17 protein-coding genes are annotated in these 16,358 nt (G+C 42.1%); 6 read left to right on the forward strand and 11 right to left on the reverse strand.

Features of this window, described 5'->3' with window-relative positions; genetic code table 11:
- Nucleotides 1-9: 9 nt before the first annotated feature.
- Nucleotides 10-306, reverse strand: coding sequence for a heavy-metal-associated domain-containing protein (locus tag P8629_RS03415; RefSeq protein WP_278164468.1), 297 nt, complete (start codon nt 304-306; stop codon nt 10-12).
- Between the two features lie 118 nt (nt 307-424).
- Here P8629_RS03415 and P8629_RS03420 point away from each other — a divergent pair, with 118 nt between their 5' ends.
- Nucleotides 425-763 carry a PilZ domain-containing protein gene (locus P8629_RS03420; RefSeq protein WP_278164469.1) on the forward strand — a complete coding sequence of 113 codons (339 nt, stop codon included), beginning with the start codon at nt 425-427 and terminating at the stop codon, nt 761-763.
- Between the two features lie 5 nt (nt 764-768).
- On the opposite strand, the gene P8629_RS03425 is transcribed toward P8629_RS03420, so the two are convergent.
- The 3 genes from P8629_RS03425 to parE form a co-directional block, all read right to left on the reverse strand.
- A complete protein-coding gene (locus P8629_RS03425) occupies nt 769-1,335 on the reverse strand; it encodes a mechanosensitive ion channel domain-containing protein (protein WP_278164471.1) in 567 nt (188 codons plus the stop codon).
- Nucleotides 1,336-1,485: 150 nt separating this feature from the next.
- Complete coding sequence (locus P8629_RS03430) at nt 1,486-3,102, reverse strand: sensor domain-containing diguanylate cyclase (protein WP_278164472.1); 1,617 nt, start codon at nt 3,100-3,102, stop codon at nt 1,486-1,488.
- A 152-nt stretch (nt 3,103-3,254) separates the two neighbouring features.
- Entirely contained in the window at nt 3,255-5,141 is a 1,887-nt protein-coding gene (parE, locus tag P8629_RS03435; RefSeq protein ID WP_278164473.1) for a DNA topoisomerase IV subunit B, read from the reverse strand.
- Between the two features lie 86 nt (nt 5,142-5,227).
- Here parE and pdxH point away from each other — a divergent pair, with 86 nt between their 5' ends.
- Nucleotides 5,228-5,878, forward strand: a complete 651-nt coding sequence (gene pdxH / locus P8629_RS03440; RefSeq protein WP_278164475.1) for a pyridoxamine 5'-phosphate oxidase — start codon at nt 5,228-5,230, stop codon at nt 5,876-5,878.
- Nucleotides 5,879-5,904: 26 nt separating this feature from the next.
- On the forward strand, nt 5,905-6,603 hold the full coding sequence (gene ung / locus P8629_RS03445; RefSeq protein WP_278164476.1) for a uracil-DNA glycosylase: 699 nt from the start codon (nt 5,905-5,907) through the stop codon (nt 6,601-6,603).
- 101 nt (nt 6,604-6,704) lie between these two features.
- On the opposite strand, the gene P8629_RS03450 is transcribed toward ung, so the two are convergent.
- The 7 genes from P8629_RS03450 to glyQ form a co-directional block, all read right to left on the reverse strand.
- Nucleotides 6,705-7,382, reverse strand: coding sequence for an OmpA/MotB family protein (locus P8629_RS03450; RefSeq protein WP_278164477.1), 678 nt, complete (start codon nt 7,380-7,382; stop codon nt 6,705-6,707).
- On the reverse strand, nt 7,379-8,104 hold the full coding sequence (locus P8629_RS03455) for an OmpA/MotB family protein (RefSeq protein ID WP_278164479.1): 726 nt from the start codon (nt 8,102-8,104) through the stop codon (nt 7,379-7,381). Before P8629_RS03455 ends, P8629_RS03450 begins: the two co-directional genes overlap by 4 nt.
- A gap of 12 nt (nt 8,105-8,116) precedes the next feature.
- Nucleotides 8,117-8,944, reverse strand: coding sequence for a motility protein A (locus P8629_RS03460; RefSeq protein ID WP_278164481.1), 828 nt, complete (start codon nt 8,942-8,944; stop codon nt 8,117-8,119).
- Between the two features lie 15 nt (nt 8,945-8,959).
- Complete coding sequence (locus P8629_RS03465; RefSeq protein ID WP_278164482.1) at nt 8,960-9,700, reverse strand: lysophospholipid acyltransferase family protein; 741 nt, start codon at nt 9,698-9,700, stop codon at nt 8,960-8,962.
- Nucleotides 9,697-10,233: a D-glycero-beta-D-manno-heptose 1,7-bisphosphate 7-phosphatase gene (gmhB, locus tag P8629_RS03470; protein WP_278164484.1), complete on the reverse strand. Its 537-nt coding sequence runs from the start codon at nt 10,231-10,233 to the stop codon at nt 9,697-9,699. Before gmhB ends, P8629_RS03465 begins: the two co-directional genes overlap by 4 nt.
- A gap of 142 nt (nt 10,234-10,375) precedes the next feature.
- Complete coding sequence (gene glyS, locus P8629_RS03475; protein ID WP_278164486.1) at nt 10,376-12,448, reverse strand: glycine--tRNA ligase subunit beta; 2,073 nt, start codon at nt 12,446-12,448, stop codon at nt 10,376-10,378.
- Nucleotide 12,449: 1 nt separating this feature from the next.
- A complete protein-coding gene (glyQ, locus tag P8629_RS03480) occupies nt 12,450-13,376 on the reverse strand; it encodes a glycine--tRNA ligase subunit alpha (RefSeq protein WP_278164488.1) in 927 nt (308 codons plus the stop codon).
- A 166-nt stretch (nt 13,377-13,542) separates the two neighbouring features.
- Here glyQ and P8629_RS03485 point away from each other — a divergent pair, with 166 nt between their 5' ends.
- From P8629_RS03485 to P8629_RS03495, 3 genes are all read left to right on the forward strand, one after another.
- Nucleotides 13,543-13,776: a sulfurtransferase TusA family protein gene (locus P8629_RS03485; protein WP_278164490.1), complete on the forward strand. Its 234-nt coding sequence runs from the start codon at nt 13,543-13,545 to the stop codon at nt 13,774-13,776.
- A 117-nt stretch (nt 13,777-13,893) separates the two neighbouring features.
- Nucleotides 13,894-15,195, forward strand: a complete 1,302-nt coding sequence (locus P8629_RS03490; protein WP_278164491.1) for a M23 family metallopeptidase — start codon at nt 13,894-13,896, stop codon at nt 15,193-15,195.
- On the forward strand, nt 15,188-16,291 hold the full coding sequence (locus P8629_RS03495) for an anhydro-N-acetylmuramic acid kinase (RefSeq protein WP_278164493.1): 1,104 nt from the start codon (nt 15,188-15,190) through the stop codon (nt 16,289-16,291). Before P8629_RS03490 ends, P8629_RS03495 begins: the two co-directional genes overlap by 8 nt.
- The last annotated feature ends 67 nt before the right edge of the window (nt 16,292-16,358 follow it).

Genomic DNA, 16,358 nt, shown 5'->3' on the forward strand with positions numbered 1-16,358 from the left:
TAACATGATTTAAGATTTGGTTTCCGAATCTGCACTCATTTTACCGATTGCACAGGAAACAAAAGATTTTGCTTTTGCCCCCATCGCATTAAGCCCCTCCGTTGAACCCACTTCAGGGTATCCCATTTTTAGAAGTTGTTTTTTTGCCGATTCTACAGAGGTGTCTGTTTGTGCTTCAAATTTAACCAGGCCTGCTTCCACATCGACTTCAACCAATGAAAGACCCTCGATATGACCTAGGTTCGTTTGAATCGAATTTGCACACCCACCACACTTAATATTTTCGACTTCCATGGAATAATGCATGTTTGCCTCGGTATTTTACGTTTCTATTCATAGAAAGTTAATTTATCATAGTTGAGATACGGAATAAAACTTAAAACACTCTCTATTGACTTGGTATCAGGAACTAACCGGAAAGATTATGCTAAACCCATCCGAAAAACGACACTTTGACAGAATTGCCACAGAAAGACCTATTTCAATTCAAACAGACCATGGAATTTTTCAGGGAAAAATGTTGGATTTATCTGAAAATGGTACAGGGATTCTCACCCCCGACCCCATCCAGAAAGGAGAGGTGATCTCCGTAAAGTTTAGCTTACTGGCATTAGATCGTTCGTCGATTGAACTTGAAGGGATCACCATACATACGACACCGGTCCGAAACCAGTATTTAATAGGCGTGCAATTCACCAACCTTCCTGTTTATATGCAGTCTCTAATCGCCGAATTTATTCGATATCATCATCGCTTTGACTAGCTGTTTTATTTTAATCGGTTCTGCATGCGATTCAGTGTCGTTGTTTTTAACGTTGAAGCAGGTTGAATTTTTCTGACCGCTTTTTGTAACAGAAGATTATTGGGATAAGAAATCAACTGCCGACTGTCGTCTTCTAAAATAATTTGAAACAAATTAATTTCAATAATCTCACCCGTAACGGAAGCGGCGCCATCGATAATTTCCATCTTGTCGCCAATCCGAACTGGAAAATAAAAAAAGATGAGTACCCCTGCTGTGATATTACTCAAGATAGACCATTGAGCAACCAGCGCCACGGCAAGCATCGCCAAGATGGACGTTGCTAAAACAGCCAACCCTTTATAATCAAACCCCCAGGCAATCAACAAGGCAACGCCTGTTAGCACATGTAAAATAAACCGAAAGTATTTATAGATTTGAGTGTGTCTTCCAACAGGAACTTTTTTAAATTCGCCGAGAGATGTGATTACCTTTTTTAAAACCATGTTCAATAAAAAATACACCAGCACAATTGATGCACTGGCAATCAGCGGAGATAAAGAAAAAGATACATTTGTAAAAAAATCTGTCATGGTGTGCTTCTTTTTGCTCTGTCTTTACGATATAAAGTTTGAACAATATTACGTTGATTACTTTTGCCTGAAATTGAGCATTGCTATCTTTAATAAATAGATCTTAATAATACACTGGAATAAAAGGAACCATTCAAATTTTAACTTATCTCATTCTTCCGAATGGTTTACCTCTACCCTGTTACGTCCATTCGCTTTTGCTTGATAAAGAGCTTGATCAGCTCGAGAAATAAACGGTTCGATCGAGTTAGTAGAGAGGGCATTGCCGACTGTTAGACCAATACTAATTGAGAAGCGAATCTGTTCACCTTGTTCAGAGATAGAAATCTCCTGGATAATTTTCTTAAGTCTCGAAGCAAATTCTAGAGCAGGCTCTTCATCCTTGTTATCCAACAGAATGACAAATTCTTCTCCTCCGTAACGACACACCAGATCCTCTTCTCGACAATCTTTTTTAAAAGCCTTCGCTACGGCCATCAATACACGGTCTCCAACATCATGCCCAAAGGAATCATTAACCTTTTTAAAATAATCGATATCTATCATTAATACCGCAATCGGCTTTTCACTTTCCTTTGCAGAAAGCAATATTTGATCAGCTTGCTCAAAGAAAGCTTTTCGATTCAATAGCCCGGTTAAATAATCTTTTGTGGCTTCATCTCTTAACTGATTCAACAGTGAACCTAATTGTTCCATCAATTTCATTCGATTCGAAATGTCATGAATGATACCGACAAACTTCAAATCTTCACTTTGTTTCAGCGGTGTTACGGTAATTTCTGATGACAACAACTCACCATTTTTAGTAATTGCTTTTAACTCTCTGCCTTTAAACAATACTTTTTTGTGCATTGAAGAGCTGTCCATATAATGCGCATGATTCTTTTTATGCTCCCCTTCTGGAATTAAAATTTCAATCGGTTGGCCCATGAGTTCATCCGGGGTATACCCAAAACGCTCTAATGCAATTTGATTAAAGTTTTCAATTTTTCCAGTGGCGTCGGTAATGATACAGGCATCCACCATGCTATCTAATGTGGCTTCATAAAGTTCTTTGTTAGCCACCGCTTCTTTTTGCATTCTTAAGACTTTACCCACTAGTCCTGCTTTTTTTCTCATTGCAAAATACAGCATCAAACTAAAAAACAGAATAACCCCTAACGACACGCCTTCATAAAGACCCATTTGTTGAATCAGCTGATTATTTTTCTCGACAGAACGATCAAATTTTTCTTGGTTTATCGTAATAAGTTGATTTAAAGCTTTTAGGGCGGCTTCATCATTCACAAAAACTTGTTTATCCAACTTTTCAGCGGACCAGTTTTCTTGAACCCCTTTTTTCAACAAGTCATATTTTTGCCAATAACTGTCAAAAGTATTTTGAACTTCCTGGAGCTTGGTTTTCTCTTCAATTGACGTTGCAAGAGCCTTTAAAGCAGAAACGGTTGCTTCAACATTATGATAACGTTTTGAAAGTGATTTGAGGTAGGTAGGTTTTTTTCTTAAAACGGCATTTTTAAAAGCATGGATGAACCCGCCGTAACCCGATTCACGGTAAAGATCCACATACAAAGTTTGTTTGGTCTGATAGACCGTGTATTGTTGCTTCCACTCAGCCTGAAGCCATTTGACACTAAAGAAACCTGCTGCATTAATAACAATAATTAACACAATCAGAACAAACAAAATCAAATTATTCGAAACAATAATCTTTTGCAGCTCTAAAAAAGGATGATGGGTAAAAAATGTTTTTTTGGGCGTTTTCACGAGAAGCAACCACCTTTTGCAAGTAAGTAAAACTACTACACTAGGACAGTATACATTATTTGTTTTTCTGTAAGCTATTGAATTTAATCGACAAATACCATCCAAAAAAAATGGTATTTGTCGACTAGACTTATCTAACAGTCAAACAAACGTTAAACCACTTCGGCTAAGTCACCTTTTTCTTCCAGCCAAATTTTTCGGTCTCCAGATCGTTTTTTTGCCAATAACTTATCCATAACAAGGTCAGCCGTTTCAATATCCAGTCCTAGCTGAATCAACCGACGTGTCTCTGGCATCATAGTCGTTTCACGAAGCTGCTTTGGATTCATTTCCCCAAGCCCTTTGAATCGTGTAACTTGAACTTTTCCTGGCATTTTTTCCGATTCAATTCGATCCAAAATGCCAGCACGCTCAGATTCATCCAAGGCATAAAAAAGTTGTTTACCTACATCAATACGATACAACGGTGGCATGGCTACATACACATGACCATTTTCAACAAGCTTTGGGAAGTGTTTGACGAAAAGCGCGCAGATTAACGTGGCAATGTGCGCGCCATCCGAGTCGGCATCCGCCAAGATACAAATCTTGCCATAGCGCAAACTGCTTAAATCATCCGATCCAGGATCAACACCGATTGCCACACTGATATCGTGAATCTCTGATGATGCGAGCACCTGACTTGAGTCCACCTCCCAAGTGTTTAAAATCTTGCCTCGAAGCGGCATAATGGCTTGGAAATTTTTATCACGCGCTTGTTTAGCCGACCCGCCAGCGGAATCCCCTTCCACCAAAAACAGTTCCGTGCGATTTAAGTCCGACTCAGTGCAATCCGCTAATTTTCCAGGCAAAGCTGGCCCAGAGGTGATTTTTTTACGGGTAATTTTTTTCGCTTTTTTATTACGATTATGAGCATTGTTAATAACGATTTCGGCAATTTTTTCGGCCACATCGGTATGCTGATTCAACCACAAGCTCAGGCTGTCTTTAATCACCCCAGAGATGAAGGGTACGCATTCTCTGGAAGATAAACGCTCTTTGGTCTGACCGGCAAACTGCGGCTCTCTGACTTTGGCAGACAACACAAAAGCGACATTTTGCCAGACGTCTTCAGGAGTCACTTTTACTCCGCGCGGCAGAAGGTTACGAAACTCACAGAATTCTCGAATAGCATCCGTGGTACCGGCTCGAAGTCCATTAACATGGGTTCCCCCCAACGGGGTCGGGATCAAGTTCACATAACTTTCTAAAACGGTATCGGCTGGCTCTGCCAACCAAGCAATCGCCCAGGAAACACCTTCATTTTCACCATGAGATTCGCCTACAAACCCTTCGACCGGGACTCGTTCAACCCCCTCTAAAGCTTGGTTCAAATAATCCCTTAAACCATCTTCAAACTGCCACTCTATTGTTTCATTACTGACTTCATCTATAAAAGTGACATGTAGCCCTGCACTCAGAACCGCTTTTGCCCGTAGCAAATGTTTCAGTTTGGTCAAAGCATATTTAGGGGTATCAAAGAACCGTTCATCCGGCCAAAAGCGTAAAGTCGTTCCGGTGTTTTTCTTGCCGACTTTTCCGATAACCTCTAGCGGCTCAACGACTAAACCTTGCTCAAACGCTGTTTGATGTAACTTACCATCGCGCTTGATTTGAATTTCAACTCGTTTAGAGAGCGCATTCACCACGGAAATACCAACCCCGTGCAACCCGCCAGAAAACTGATAAGCCTTATTCGAGAACTTCCCCCCAGCATGAAGCTTGGTTAAAATCACTTCCACCCCAGGCATCCCTTGTTCGGGATGGATATCCACAGGCATTCCTCGACCGTCATCTTCAACAGCAATAGAACCATCCGCAAAATGCGTTACAATAATTTTGCTGGCATAACCGGCTATTGCCTCATCCACACTGTTATCAATCACTTCTTGTGCTAAATGGTTCGGACGCGTAGTATCGGTATACATCCCCGGTCTTTTTCGAACTGGATCCAATCCGGTTAAAACCTCTATTTCGGAAGCATTATAGTTTTCGCTCACGTAAGGGAACTCCTGGTGGTAAGAAAATTTAAGTTGAGTTATATTACCCCTTAACTTAAAAGGATTCAAACAGGAACGTCAACCCTATGCCAAATAGAGATTATCACGCTGAAAGACGTGAATATGGATTTGCTTCTCTGAGACGAGCAGACTTACATACAGACCCCTTTCACCAATTTTCTGACTGGATGGAAACGGCGCTTGAAAAAACCGAGCAAGATGCTACTGCCATGAGCATTTCAACGGTCAGCGCAGATGGACAACCTCATAGCCGTATTGTTTTATTAAAAGCGTTCAATTCTGAGGGATTCGTTTTCTATACCCACTATGACAGTGATAAAGGCCAACAAATCGAACAAAATACAAAAGCCGCTTTATTATTCTTTTGGCCAGAACTAGACCGTCAAATTCGCATTGAAGGCACTCTCCAAAAAGTGCCTCGCGAAACCTCCGAAGCATACTTTTATAGTCGCCCTAAAGACAGTCAACTGGCGGCATCCATCTCGAACCAAAGTCAACCGGTTGCCAGTCGTGACCTATTGGAGGAGAAACTGGGTAATGCAAAATCACAATCTGACGCAACATTAACCTGTCCTGCTCACTGGGGTGGTTACCAACTTAAGCCATGTTATTTTGAATTTTGGCAAGGGCGCCCCAGTCGGCTACATGATCGTTTTCGTTATCAACGTCTTTCAAAAAACGACCAGGCCTGGCAAATTACTCGGTTAAACCCTTAATTCAGATGAAAACAATAGAGGCTTTTATGCCGAATCAAAACATCCAATTAGATGAATCTTGGCTCAATGTCATTGGCGAAGAGTTTGAAAAGCCGTATATGCAGCAACTTAAAACCTTTTTGTTAGCTGAAAAGGCGGCAGGCAAAGAAATATTGCCCAAAGCTAAGCTTTGGTTTAATGCACTGAACAGTACACCGTTTGAAGACGTCAAAGTGGTTATTTTAGGGCAAGACCCTTATCCTACGCCTGGCCACGCCCATGGACTGAGCTTCTCTGTACTACCGGACGTCAAACCGCTGCCTAAATCGTTACTTAATATCAACAAAGAACTGCTGGATGATTTGAACATCGACAATACCCATTGCGGGTATTTACAGCCTTGGGCTGACCAAGGCGTTTTATTACTCAACGCTGTATTAACAGTAGAAGCTGGCCAGGCTAACGCGCATCAAAATCGAGGCTGGGAACAATTTACCGATGCCATCATTGACGCTTTGGCAAGCCAGCGCCAAAATATCGTCTTTATTTTGTGGGGTGCTTATGCGCAGAAAAAAGGTAAAATCATCAACCCAGCCCATCACTTAGTCTTAAAAAGCCCGCACCCGTCGCCTTTATCAGCCTACCGCGGTTTTTTTGGAAGCAAACCTTTTTCCAAAACAAACCAATACCTTTCCGAACATAACCTTCCTCATATAAATTGGCAGTTGCCGAATAAAGCCGTTTGATCTAGACGCTCCTCAAAAATGATTTGAAAGCTCTTTTAAGACAAATTAAAACGGTCAACCAACAAACTGACAATAGCAATGGCCAACCCCGTTAAGCCTCATTACCGTGTAATCGATTTTTCAAAGGTCGCTGAAATCATTACTTGAACACGTCGATTCTTAGCTTTACCTTCTGCACTTTCATTAGAAGCAATAGGTCGGTATTTACCATAGCCAGTTACCCCAAATTGAGACTGCGCCAAACCACTTGATTGATAAAGACTTTTCATGACATTCTGCGCGCGCATCGTACTTAAAAACCAATTATTTCTTAATGAGGACTCAGGGGCAATCTGGTCATTATCGGTATAACCGACCACCGATACCTCTGAACGCCAACTTAAACTATCCGCATCAGCAATTCTTAAAATCTTGATGGGAATGTCCGATCGACTCAAATGAAATATTTTCAAGGACTGCAATGCCTTGCCAAGCTGGTTCAATTCAACCTCCAAAGCATCAGACAGTTCATACCCGCCTTTGACGAAGGCTTCTTTATGACTGATATTTATCGAAATACCATTCGCTGTGCGGGATAAGGAAATATAGTCAGCGCCGGTCATTTCTTGTTCCAAACTAGCATAAGCTTGATCTAACTGGCCTTCCGCCCACTTTTGAACTTGTGAGATTTCCCCTTTATTAAGCACAATCATCATAATAAAAAAGGTAATCAGCAACGTCACCAAATCGCCAAATGAAAATAACCAGGAAGAGCGAGCTTTTAAAGCCAGAGCACTCATGATTGGCTCCCATTCTGGATCACTTGTGGAATCAGATAAATTTCTACCCGGCGGTTTTTGGAATCATAAGGATCAGATGTTAAAGGATGAAAACTGCCATAGCCCGCAATCGAAAATAAAGATTCGGGTAACCCAGAATAAATTTGTAACAAATTCATAATGGCATACGCACGAAACGTACTGAGTTCAAAATTACTTTTATATAAAGCGGTTTTCGCTAATGGGGAGGCATCCGTATGACCTTCTATCCGAATTGTAACCTGAAAGGTTTCTCCAGACTTGACAATACTCCTAACCAACGTTGGATGGTGATTTTGAAATTTTTCTAATTGCAACTGAGTTAAAAAACCGACAAACCGATTGATGTAAGGTAAGTAGCGAGGATTAACTTTGGCGCGTCCGGAAGCAAACAAGTCTTGTGACGAAAAGACTTCTTCTTGCATCGTAATTTTAATCCCTTTCGACAAGGTATTTTCAATTTGAAGCCAACTCATTCCCAAACGTTTCTGTGTTTCCAAAGCATCTAGATACAAGAAATTCACCAGTTTTTGATAATCTCTTTTCGGCTGAGACCCTTCTAATTCAATCAATGTCGTAATGAGAACAAAGAAAGCCAACAGAGAGGTAAATAACGCAATATAGACCACCTGCCATGACTGATTTCGCTTGATGCGCTGAACCGCCTTCTGGTCTTCGGCTTGGATTATCGCTTCGGCTTTCATTTCAGCCTCCCATTACCCTAAAGAAATTTCTAACTTTTGTTTATTTTTTTCATTAACAAACGCCGTTAGACTTTCTCTTAACAGTAAAGGAGACTGTTCTTTTTTCAGCCCTAAAACACCAAACATTAAAATTTCATTTTTAAGCGCTTCCGCATCTGACAGAACTTTTAGCTTACCGGCAACCGGAATGAAGACAAAATTGGCCAGCAATACCCCATAAAAGGTCGTCACTAACGCCAACCCCATGCCTTGGAGTAAATTACTCAACATATCTTCAGACCCGTCACCGGCAGAAGGTGTCCCTGCCCCGCTGACCTGTGTTGTCATCATGATGATTAACCCCATAACCGTTCCCATCATCCCAAAAGCCGGTGCATAAGAAGCCATATTATTAAAGACATCTTGACACCCAATATGGCGTAACCGCATCGAGTTCAAATGATTTTCTAAACTGGTTGAAAGGTGTTCAATATCGCGATAAACCATCATCTCTGACAAGGCAAAACGCAGAAACTTATCTGAAATTAGATCAATTTCTTTTTCGAGCGCCAGAATACCTTTCTTTTGCTGAATATGACTAAGATATATGATTTGTTCAATCGCTTCATTTTCAGAGTCCGGTTCGCTGGCAAAAACTTTAACGAACCCTCGAAAAAAGCAGCCCATTTGATTTAACGGGTAATTAATGAAAGTGGCAGCAAACGTGCCTCCAAGAACAACGAGTAACCCCTGCAAGTTAAAGAACGCTGACAGCATTTGTCCTTTTTCAAAATCAAACATACTTAGGATTAGAATCAACAACCCCAAGAAAACGCCGATTAATGTTGCAAGTTTACTCATTAAAATCCTATGTTATCAACGCTCCTTATCTTCGACTTCTGACTGACGAATACTTGAGTGCGTTAAAAACCATTCCTCTGTTTTTTGGTTAATTTCTGCTACCGTCATCTCTGTCGCATCGAACGGTTCGCTTATATAAATATCAATGTTGCCAGGCCGTTTAATAAAGCTGTTTTTGGGCCAAAACTCACCCGCATTATGTCCGACCAAGTACACCGGCGCTTTGACTTTTTGAGCCAGTAAAGCACCGCCCCCTTTAATTTTGGCAAACTCACCAGCGGCAATACGCGTTCCTTCCGGGAAAATAACGACCCAGATACCGTGTTGAATACGATCCACACCTTCCTCAACCACTTGCTTAATTGCTTTTCTGCCGGCGTTTCGATCAATCGAAATCGGCGTCAGCATTGCGAGCCCCCAACCAAAAAAAGGAATTTTCAATAACTCTTTTTTTAAGACAAAGGTTTGCTGCGGGAAAATTGACTGAAATGCCAAGGTTTCCCAAGCTGATTCATGTCTAGCAAGAATCAAACCAGGTTGAGCCGCGTCAATTCGGTCTTTACCATGAACGGTATAGGTGACGCCACAAGTGATTTTTAACCACCAGATACAAAACTTTGCCCAGTAATGAATAAATTGATAACGAACACGTGCAGAAAAAGGTCTTAATAGCTGCCCTACCAGAGAAAAGAACACCAAAGAAGACAGTTGTCCTACCGTAAACAAAACAGACCGAATCAACCAAAAAAATTTCATTTTAATAACGCCTCTACTGCTGCCAAAAGATTGTCATACACTGGAACTCCTTGCAAAATTAAATCCTGTTTTGCCAGGGTTCTTTCTCCCTTACCGGTTTTCACCAATATCGGCTGCATGCCTTTTGCCTTCGCAACTGCAATATCTGCCAAAGTATCGCCGATCATTGGTTGCCCAGCTAAAGAGCATTGAAACCGATTTTCAATCGCCTGTAGCATGCCGACATTGGGTTTTCGACAAGGTGAATTATCGTCCGCGATATACGGCGAGTAATTAATCCAGTCGACGGCCACGTTATACTCTGCCAATAACGCAACTAACTTCATGTGCATCGCATGCAAGGTCTCACGAGAATAATACCCTCGACGCACGCCGGACTGGTTCGTCGCCACTGCCACTGTCCAGCCAGCACGTTTTAATTTAGCAATCGCTTCAAGACTGCCTTTAACAGGATGCCATTCATCCGGATGTTTAATATAAGCATCCGAATCTTCATTAATCACACCATCACGATCTAAAACGATTATTTTCATTCTTTTGTATCCTAGAAACTGACGGTAAAAAGTCGCCAGGCCTGGCTATTTTTCACCGTCACATTTTCAATGTCCATAAAGCAAAACGGACCCAACAGTTTTAAAATCACTGTGGGTCCGCTCTGATCAAACCAATGCGCTATTACAATCTTGAGATGTCAGCCACTTGTCTAAAGAGCTGATAAATCTGATTCAACAACGCCAAACGATTCAGTTTGACCGCTTCATCATCGGCCATGACCATGACATTATCGAAAAACGCATCCACAGGCTGACGAATCGTGGCCAACAACTGCATGGCACCGGCATAATCGCGCTCAGCGATCTTATTACTCACCGTTTCACGCAACGCATCCAATGCTTCAAACAAATCACGTTCCGCGTCACCTTCAAACAAAGAAGATTCCACTTCTTCAGGTAACGTCGCATCCACCTTCTTCAAGATGTTGGCGATTCGTTTATTCGCGGCACTAAGACTTTCCGCCTCTTCCATTTCACTAAACTGACAAACCGCTTCAATACGTTTCGCAAAATCCAATGGGTGAGAAGGTGCGCACACGCGAACTGCTTCAAACTGCTCGGCCGTTACTTCTTGCGAAGCATAATAAGCTTTAAGGCGACTGATAATAAAGTCATAAATATCCATGACCAAATCATCTGTCGTTTCGACTTCTGAATGCAGGTCTAAACTGAAACGAATCATTAATTGCAGATCCAGATCCAGTTCTTTTTCAATCATGATGCGAACCAATCCTAAAGCCGAACGACGTAACGCAAACGGGTCTTTATCGCCGGTTGGCACCTGTCCGATACCATAAATCCCGGTAATAGTGTCTAATTTATCTGCAATGGCCAGCGCTTGAGAAACAGCAGACTCCGGCAGGGAATCACCTGCAAAGCGCGGTTGATACTGCTCATCTATTGCATCTGACACTTTTGCATCTTCATTTTGTGCTTGCGCATAATAGCGCCCCATCACCCCTTGAAGATCTGGAAACTCACCCACCATTTCCGTCATCAAATCACATTTAGATAAACGTGCTGCTCTTTCTAGAATTTGCGCCTCTTCACCCAATGGACGACCAATCTTAACCACCAAGGTTTCCAATCGTTCTATCTTGTCATATAAGGTGCCCAATTTTTGCTGGAAGACCACTGTTTTCAAACGCGGTAAGAAATCATCCAAAGGCTGTTTACGATCTTGATCCCAAAAGAATTTCGCATCGGACAATCTTGGACGAATCACACGCTCGTTACCATTTTTAACCGATTCAGGATTGGAGCTTTCAATATTCGAGATGGTGATAAACTTCGCCATCAATTGACCGACTTTATCTAAAATATGAAAATATTTTTGGTGACCTTTCATGGCCGAAATCAAGGCTTCTGATGGCACGGACAGGAAACTTTCATCAAAATCGCCAACGACAGCGGTAGGCCATTCATTTAAAGCCGTCACTTCGTCCAATAACTCTTCATCAATATCGGCCACGCCGCCCGCGGATTGAGCCACCGCTTCAACCTGCTGACGAATTCGCGATTTACGTTCTTCAAAATCAGCTTGAACATAACCTTGTTCTTTCAAAACCGACACGTACTCAGAGGGGTTAGTGATCTCAATTGCTTGAGGGGCATGGAAACGATGACCATGGGTTTTATTAGAGGTTTGATGTCCTAAAATGGTTGCTGGAACAACCTGGTCATCTAATAACATCAGCGCCCAATGAACTGGACGAACAAACTCTACTTCTGACGCCCCCCAACGCATGCGTTTCGGAATCGGCAGCTTGGCCAAAGACTGATTGACAATAGCGGGCAATAATTCAGCGGTTAACTGACCCTTCTGCTCAAGGTAATACACCATCCAGGTGCCCTTCTCTGTTTCAATTTCAGACAAGTCGTTTACATCTGCGCCACACCCTCTGGCAAATCCTTGCAATGCTTTCGTTGGCTGACCCTCTGCATCAAATGCAGCTTTCTTGGCCGGCCCTTTACGCTCGACAGTTTTATCTGCTTGTTTGGCTTGCAAGCCTTCAATTCTCACGGCTAGTCGACGTGGAGACGCATATGCATTAACGTCACCATAAGCCAGTTCCGCTTCGTCTAAACCTGCCTTAATGCCATCCGTAAAGGCATTCGAAAGTTTTTTTAACGCTTTTGGCGGAAGCTCTTCGGTTCCAATTTCAACTAAAAAATCTGCTGTGTTCATGCTCATCTTATTTCTCCTCCGCTTTTGTTGCTTTTACCAGAGGGAACCCTAATGCTTCTCGGCCTTCATAATAAGATTCGGCAATTTGTTTTGCCATATTACGGACACGTCCAATAAAGCGCGCACGTTCTGTCACACTAATGGCATGACGTGCATCCAGCATATTAAAGGCATGTGACGCTTTTAATACTTGTTCATAAGCAGGCAATGGCAACTTATCTTCAACCAGTTTCGTAAAGATTTTCTCGCATTCGTCAAACGTTCTAAACAAAATATCGGTATCCGCTTTTTCAAAATTATACGTCGACATTTCAACTTCATTTTGGTGAAACACATCGCCATACGTTACTTTGCCTTCTGGGCCATTTACCCAGGTTAAATCATAGACACTATTCACACCCTGTAAATACATAGCGATCCGTTCCAAACCATAGGTTATTTCACCCGTGACTGGACGGCACTCTATGCCGCCGACCTGTTGGAAATAGGTAAACTGCGTCACTTCCATGCCATTCATCCAAACTTCCCAGCCTAGTCCCCAAGCACCAAGTGTTGGAGACTCCCAGTTATCTTCAACAAAACGAATATCATGTTCTAGCGGATCGATTCCCAGCTCTTTCAATGAATCCAGATATAATTCTTGAATATTATCCGGGGAGGGTTTCAACATCACCTGAAATTGATAATAATGCTGAAGACGATTTGGATTTTCTCCATAACGTCCATCGGTAGGACGGCGGCAAGGCTGAACGTAAGCTGCACGCCAGGGTTCTGGACCAATAGATCTCAAGAAGGTTGAAGGGTGGAAAGTACCCGCTCCCATCTCATTATCATAAGGCTGCATAATCACGCACCCTTGTTTCGCCCAGAAGGCTTGCAGAGTTTGAATTAACCCTTGAAAGGTTGAAATATCCGTTGCCGCGTTGTTAGACACTTTGTTTCCCTGTTTAGTATTTGTTTGAAGAATGAACTGCTTAGGGTCTTCATCCGATTTAAACTATTTTTTCTAGCCTCTAAAAGGTATTCGAAAATAAGTTTTTAAAATCAGGACATTCCTAGCGTAAAATACCGCTAATTATAACAACTTATTGGTAAAAAAAATGGCTGAAACAACGCGTATTGATGCAAAAGGACTAAAATGTCCAATGCCTGTCATTAAGTTGCAGCAACAGACACGTAAAAGCAACGCTGGAGATCACCTTTTAATCGAGTGTACCGACCCGGGAGCAGAAAAAGACATCACCAGCTGGTGTAAAGTCAATCGACACAAAGTCATCCATGTACAGCCGACTGAAACTGGCTGTACTATTGAAATCGAAGTGCATTCGTCATAAATTTTATCGATAATTAACCTCAATTATTTAACTGGCACAAAATTCACTTCTTTAGGTATAATCGAAACAAGGGCTAAGTTAAAACGCGTTAACTTATTTATTTTTTATCGTATTAATGTGAATATTAAGACAGTGATTAAAGCCAAACCAACATTACAATTTTTATTGTTAATTTCACTTATTTTCTTGTTTGTTGTTCAATTTGCAACAGCATCACAATCACCGGAAAGGTACGCACTGCCTCTTCCACCTGTTGACCTATCCAGTCAAAAAAAACATACGCTCGATAAACAAAATGCGAACTGGACAAAACATGTCGTCAAAATTCAAAAAAATGGCTCTTTATCTGAAGCCTTAAACTCTATCGGTTTAGACACCGTCGTGAGCTTCCAGATTGCCAACACTAAACACGGACAATGGCTCACAAGACTTCGCACTGGAGACACCTTGGAAATCTGGTTGGATAGTGCCAACCAGCTACAAAAGATTCACTATCCGAAACATAATTCTGTACATTACCAGCTGACGCGTAATGACAACGAAGACACCCCATTCAAGATTCAAAAAATCGAGTATCCGGTTGAAACCAAAATTCAAACAGCTTCCGGCACAATCAAACATTCTTTTTATCAAAGCGGTAAAGATGAAGGATTAAGCGCCCAAACTATCATGAATCTTGCAGATATCTTTTCTTGGGAAATCGATTTTATTCGCCAATTAAGACCCGGTGATCCCTTTAAAGTGATCTATGAAAAAAAATTCATTAATGGCCAATACGTCGGCGATGGCGAAATACTCGCTGCTGAAGTCACCACGAATGGTGACCAGCTACACACAGCCTTCTTACTCCGCGATAAAAATGGCGATAAAGTCGGCTATTATGACCAACACAAACGTAACCTTAGAAAAGCCTTCCTTAGAAACCCTGTGGACTATGTTCGCATTACGTCTCGTTACAAGCCAAAACGATACCATCCTGTTTTGAAAAAATGGCGAGCACATAGAGGGGTTGATTATGGTGGTCCGATTGGAACCCCTATTCGCGTCACAGGTGATGGTCAAATCATTAAGCGCCGCTGGAGTCGAAGCTACGGGCGGGTGATTTATGTCAAACACGCGGGTGGCTATATAACGGTTTATGCTCACATGTCGAAATTTGGTAAGTATCGACAAGGTAACTGGGTACGCCAAGGACAAGTCATCGGCTATATTGGACAAACTGGATTAGCATCAGGCCCTCATTTGCATTATGAATTCCGTAAAAAAGGCCACCACGTAGATCCTTTAAGAGTTAAATTCCCGGATGCAGGACCTGTTCCTAAAAAATACCGACATCAGTTTATCCACTATGCTGAACTGATGTCAGCACAGCTTGACCGCCTTAACCCACACACACAATTGGTGTCAAACTTTGAGTAACCCTCACCTTGCCCGACTTTATATCGGGCTAATGTCAGGTACAAGTTTAGATGGCATTGATGCAGCTTTAGTCAGCTTTCAGGACGAACAACTTGAATTAAAAGCGTTTAAAACCTTTCCTTATGCAGATGACTTAAAAAGCCAACTCAACCAGCTCAACCAAACGCCTCACATTGATTTAAAAGCGCTCTGCGACTTGGAATACCGAGTTGCTAAAGCGTTTTCCGATGCGACACAGCAACTGCTAAACGCTTCCAATTACTCTGCGGCAGAGGTTACCGCGATTGGCAGCCATGGACAAACCATCTTTCATGCACCAGATATCCCAATGAGCTTACAAATTGGACACCCAGCCTTTATCGCCAAACATACCGGCATTACAACGGCTGCCGATTTTAGAATTGATGACATGGCCAATAAAGGTCAAGGCGCACCATTGGCGCCAGCATTTCACCAAAAACTATTCGGTACAACTGACGGCACAGCAGTCGTTAATATAGGTGGAATATCTAATATTACTTATTTAGACAATCAAAAAGCACTCGGTTTTGATACCGGCCCTGGCAATGGTCTAATGGATGAGTACTGCGAACGATTCTTTAACTGTGCTTACGACGCTAATGGCAAGATTGCCATAACAGGCCAAGTGAACACAGCATTATTATCCGACTTAATGAAAGAACCTTACTTCTCGGCACCTGCACCCAAAACAACGGGTAAAGATTTATTTAATTATGACTGGTTAAGTGGCTTTCTTGCGAAATATCCCGCCATAGCCAAAGAAGACGCTTTATCCACCCTGAACCAGCTAACCGTTGACACCCTTATTCAAGGGTTAAACGCTTTGCCAGCTCAACCTAAAAGGCTGCTGATTTGCGGTGGTGGCGCTGAAAACAATACATTGATTTCACGACTACAAACACGACTGGATTTCCCTGTGGAGACGACACAATCTTTCGGCATTCAACCGCATGCGGTGGAAGCCATGATGTGCGCCTGGCTAGCGAAACAACGACTCAACAACAGGCCCATCGCGCTAAAACAAATTACTGGCGCGACTCAGGATTCAATCTTGGGGGGCATCTGGCACCCATAACGCCAGGCCTGGGCATTTTTAGACTGACTCTTAAACAAAAAAACCGCTTTTAAGCGGTTTTTTAATC

The organism is Hydrogenovibrio sp. 3SP14C1, assembly GCF_029625905.1.
Taxonomy (GTDB): domain Bacteria; phylum Pseudomonadota; class Gammaproteobacteria; order Thiomicrospirales; family Thiomicrospiraceae; genus Hydrogenovibrio.